6 protein-coding genes are annotated in these 4,577 nt (G+C 38.6%); 1 reads left to right on the top strand and 5 read right to left on the bottom strand.

Translation table 11 applies throughout. The features are described from left to right. Positions 1 to 763, top strand: a 763-nt coding sequence (locus tag AB4114_RS35580) for a transposase (RefSeq protein WP_441992646.1), incomplete at its 5' end; no start/stop codon positions are given. 471 nt (positions 764 to 1,234) lie between these two features. On the opposite strand, the gene AB4114_RS35575 is transcribed toward AB4114_RS35580, so the two are convergent. The 5 genes from AB4114_RS35575 to AB4114_RS35555 form a co-directional block, all read right to left on the bottom strand. Next, on the bottom strand, positions 1,235 to 1,783 hold the full coding sequence (locus AB4114_RS35575) for a GNAT family N-acetyltransferase (RefSeq protein ID WP_441992645.1): 549 nt from the start codon (positions 1,781 to 1,783) through the stop codon (positions 1,235 to 1,237). Positions 1,784 to 1,941: 158 nt separating this feature from the next. Then, positions 1,942 to 2,556: an HAD-IA family hydrolase gene (locus tag AB4114_RS35570; protein ID WP_441992644.1), complete on the bottom strand. Its 615-nt coding sequence runs from the start codon at positions 2,554 to 2,556 to the stop codon at positions 1,942 to 1,944. Between the two features lie 188 nt (positions 2,557 to 2,744). Next, positions 2,745 to 3,275: a GNAT family N-acetyltransferase gene (locus tag AB4114_RS35565; RefSeq protein WP_441992643.1), complete on the bottom strand. Its 531-nt coding sequence runs from the start codon at positions 3,273 to 3,275 to the stop codon at positions 2,745 to 2,747. Between the two features lie 149 nt (positions 3,276 to 3,424). Further along, positions 3,425 to 4,006 carry a GNAT family N-acetyltransferase gene (locus tag AB4114_RS35560; protein WP_441992642.1) on the bottom strand — a complete coding sequence of 194 codons (582 nt, stop codon included), beginning with the start codon at positions 4,004 to 4,006 and terminating at the stop codon, positions 3,425 to 3,427. 134 nt (positions 4,007 to 4,140) lie between these two features. Beyond that, a complete protein-coding gene (locus tag AB4114_RS35555) occupies positions 4,141 to 4,551 on the bottom strand; it encodes a GNAT family N-acetyltransferase (protein WP_441992647.1) in 411 nt (136 codons plus the stop codon). Positions 4,552 to 4,577 lie beyond the last annotated feature (26 nt).

The raw sequence follows: 4,577 nt of genomic DNA, 5'->3' as shown, positions 1-4,577 counted from the left end.
GAATAGAATCCACCGCTGGCTTGATATCCGGTTTCCAGAATACAGACAAGCATTTGATGATATTTTTAGCGATCGCTCGTTAGCCACTTTGCGCCGCTTTCCAGCCCCTTCTGACCTATTGCAGCTAACTCCGGAGCAAATGGTACAGATTTGGGGTGAGTATATGGCCAGACCAGGCGGAGTGCGAGGCAAGAACAAGGCCTTCGAACTTCAATCGATCGCTAGACATAGCGTGGGAGACACTACTGCCCTTGAAGAAGACAAATGGGAGCTAAGCCACCTCATCGAAGAGTATGATAGGATCTGCCGAATTATTGACGAAGTGGACGAGATGATTGAAAAGATACTGCCTGAAATTCCTTGTTCTGATCTCGTTCGCTCTGTCGGTACCTCCGTTCCAGCAACGGCTGCCATATTGGCATTTGGCGGGGACTTACGTAAGCTTTCTCACGGAAATCAATTACTACGCAAGGCAGGATTGAACTTAGCAGAACGAAGTTCTGGCAAATATAAGGGGCAAATTAAGCTCACCAAGCGAGGCAATTCACTACTGCGCAAACATCTCTACTTCACTGTGTTTCACCTGTTATCTTTCAATGAAGCGTTCCAAGCTATGCATGCGCACAATACCGAAGTGAAAAGAATGACGAAAATGCAGTCCATGATGAAGCTGATTGGGAAACTGGCCCGGATGCTTGTAGCCATGGCAAAAGAAGGACAAACATTCTCCATAGAWAAAGCACAACTRCCGTTAGCAGCATAAAAAGTAWATCGTAACCCTGACACGTAAATTGGCTYATTCGCAGGATYTCACAAAGAAAGCACGGAGTACCGAGATTTTTAMGCTTTAGGGCATAGACCCGTTCCGTTAACGTTGATCGGACTCCACACCTTGGATAGATAGGACGAAGGAATGTGAGGGCAAAGACCCGTCGAGATTTGGGAGAGTGAATCCCCAAGGRCCTTGTGGAGAGAAGCGTGCAGCATACCATTTTTATGGAAGATGTTGTAAAKAAGTTCAGCACCTTCTGTTCCCGCATGCGCTCTAACGGAACTACCTGCCCCACAAGACCCAAACAACTGAACTCCTATTTACCATGCATCTTGAAATCCTGCGAATGAGCGAGCATTCGTGAGAAAATCCTTATTCTATGAGGGAGCTTAACATTCAATTTTTCGAGAAAGCACACTATCTTTCGTAGTTTCTTCCAGGCTGGTTTTCCTAAATGCTTTGTTATTTGGAACAACTAGATAGTTTTAAGTATTCATGCTTCAAAATACTCATCATTATACGATCGATATATTGACCATTTTTATAGACTTCGTCTCTTAGTATGCCATCCTTATTGAAACCAGCCTTTTCATAACTCCGAATAGCACCAGGATTATCAGCATCTACCGTCAAATACACTTTATGAAGGTTTAAACGCTCGAATGCAAAATCCAGGACAACACCTGTCACTTCTGTAGCATAACCTTGCCCCCATACCATTTTGTCCCCAATCCAAATACCAAATTCCGCATGCTTGGACCAAGGATGGATATTAAACAATTGGGTATTGCCAATCGGGATGCCGTCTTCTTTTATTATGGTAAAATAGACAGATGATAGATCTGTTTGCGCGTACTTCCGTGTACGTTCTCTGACCACTTCCGGTGTTAGGGGCATACCACTTCCTGATGGTAACGTTCGGTTAACTACAGGATCGGACAGCCATTCATATCGCTTTTCCCAATCTTCTTCAACAACACGCCTTAGTGTTACTCGTTGTCCGTATAGCATATTTCCCCTCCGTGTACCTAGATTGGTACTTATTTTGTAAACTCGTAAATCCATATGTAGGGTATTCGCGAAAGCTTTTTAACCATCCTGCCGGTTAGGTGAGCGAAAAGCTGCCGATCGTGCTGGCAGCCTAAGTATTGTTTATTATTTCAAACGTATTAAACAATTGAATATAACTGTTGAATGTTACTTATCATAAAATCAGAATTAATATTTTTTTCATCTCTATTTGTAAAAAAACAAGCATGAATTCCAGCGTTTTTTGCCGCTAATATATCTAAATCTCGATCACCAATCATTATCGCTTCCGCATGGATGATACTATGTCTATTAATAAGATATGTAATAGCTTCAGGACTTGGTTTCCTTTCAAAACCTTGTTGGGATGTTATAAAATCAGAAAAATAATCAAATAAACCGTGCATTTTCAATAATTGGATTGCTGATTCTCCTCTATGCGTATATAAATAGTTTTTTCTATTAGTTGTATGAATGTATTTACAAAATTCTTCAATTCCTTCAAAAGGTCTTGATAAATTAGTTTCCGTTTCATTTCTTTGTTTATGATATTTTTCTATAAATATACGATCTATTTGATATTTTTTTTCGTAGTGCTCTATAGCATGAGACATAGATATTTTCATATGCTTCACTATCTCATCTACTGATTCTGAAATGCCTTCTTCTTCAAGAACTTCTTTAAAAATTCTCCCCATTACTGGATAAGTATCAAAAAGAGTACCGTCAAAATCCCAAATTACGTGTTTATACAATTTATTTCCCCCTGTTTTAAGCAAACTCGTATCACATCCTCTATTTCCTTCCATTATTTTAACATGGAAGTGCCGCGCATATCTGCCCGTTAGGTGAGCGAAAGGCTGCCGATCGTGCCGGCAGCCTCCCATTCCTGTGAATTGAACAAACGTGTACCTTTAGCGGAATGAATTGTAGAATTAATATGTCAATTGAAGAATGATTTCGGATACATCAACTCACCTTTTATTGTTGTTTTTACCTTTCCTTCTGTAAATTCAAAGACCATAAAAACGTCATCAGGTACGTTAAATTGCTTCAGTTCAAATCCATATTTTCTCGCTGGCTTAAATCCGAATTTTGGATAGTAAGTTGGATGTCCTATTAAGAACACAAAGTCATAACCTAATGCTTCACATCTTTTTAAACCTTCTTGAATTAATTTACCACCAATCCCTGTTTTCTGATTGCTTGGCAATACTGCAATAGGGGCAAGGACTGTGACATCATGACGATTTCCTTCTTCAACAATTTGTGCTTTGCTAAATAAAGCATGACCTACTATTTCGTCGTTTTCATCCGCTACAAGTGATAATTCAGGGATAAATCCTTCAGATAATCTAATTCTTTCAATTAGTCTTGATTCATCCTCCCTATTCCCAAAAGCTAAATAATTCAAATTAAACACTTCACCATAATCACTTAATTGTTCCGTCCTAATTTTCAATTTGAACCCCATCCTTTGCCTCCATTTAGTTAAATTAATACTACTACGATTTCTGATGCAAGATTGGGAAAGTTTATGTATTAATCGAACTCTCCTGCCCGATAGTTGAACAGGCTACCGATAAATTCGGTAGCCTGTTGTCATGGATCTATAGTTTCTCGTTAGCGTAGCTTGTTGTTCAACAGATTCTGTAATATTGGAAGCGCCTGTTCATATTCATTTTGATAAAGAGAAAATGTCTCACTTAGTTCAATATTAAACCCAGCTTTCAAATACAGTGCAATCGCCTTGTAGCTCCAAGTTTGAGTATGTAAATAAACATCCTCATCACCTTCAAGATTTTTTAGAACCCGTATACATTCAGCCACTAGAGCTTTCCCAATTCCAAGCCCCTGATATTCCCTCATTACTGCAAACCAATGAATTGATGAGTGTCGTTTCTCTCTAGTATGGTTCCACCAACCAGTTATTGTMCCGATTGGCTTCCCTTCTTGATTTAGCACAAATAATAGCCGTTGTTTTAGTTCTTCAGTTTGTGGTAAGTATTCATTTTTAAAGTAGTTGAGGCTTTCTTCAGCAGTATTGAATTCACCTACTGATGCTTCGATTACTGCCCAATCCTCTTCCATACCAGCTTTATACATGCCAAATGAAAAGCCAATTGGTAATCCATAATGAGATAAAGGGGTTCCTGCTGCTCTTTTCATAATGACATTAAAATATGGAATCGATTTATCTAACATACAATGCCTCCCGGTAGATGCCACTGTTATTTAATTCGTGGATCATTAATGGTTCCTTCATTCTCCATACAAAACTGCCTATACTGAAATAGGGACCCTATTGAAGTAACATTATTCGTTAGGTTATAGATACCCTACTTTACATTCTTATCTTGAATTACGCCGAACATTCCTGTCATTCCTTCATGCTTTTTAAAGCCGTATTTATTATAAAAAGATTCTTTACCTTGTGCTGCAAACAAACCGACAAATGATTTTTCTGGAGCGTTTTCTTTTAAGTATTCCTGGATAGTTTCCATTATTAATTTGCCTACTCCTTTGTTTTGATGCTCAGGTAAGACTGCTATATCCTGAATGTAAAAATAGATTCTCCCATCACCAATTACTCTGCCCATTCCCACTACTTCACCATGGTATTGGACAATTACACCAAACAGCGATTGGTTTAAAGATTCTTCTGCAACTTCGAAATTCATATAATCTTCCCAACCAACCGCACAACAAAGCTTTATATATTCTGATATCGTTGGAACTCTTTTTAGAATCTTTTTAGAATTAAAAGATTATTTTC

It is taken from the genome of Paenibacillus sp. 2RAB27, assembly GCF_052115445.1.
In the GTDB taxonomy this organism is placed as follows: domain Bacteria; phylum Bacillota; class Bacilli; order Paenibacillales; family NBRC-103111; genus Paenibacillus_E.
The sequence above is the reverse complement of the archived record's forward strand: the minus strand, read 5'-3'. Positions and strand labels throughout refer to the sequence as shown.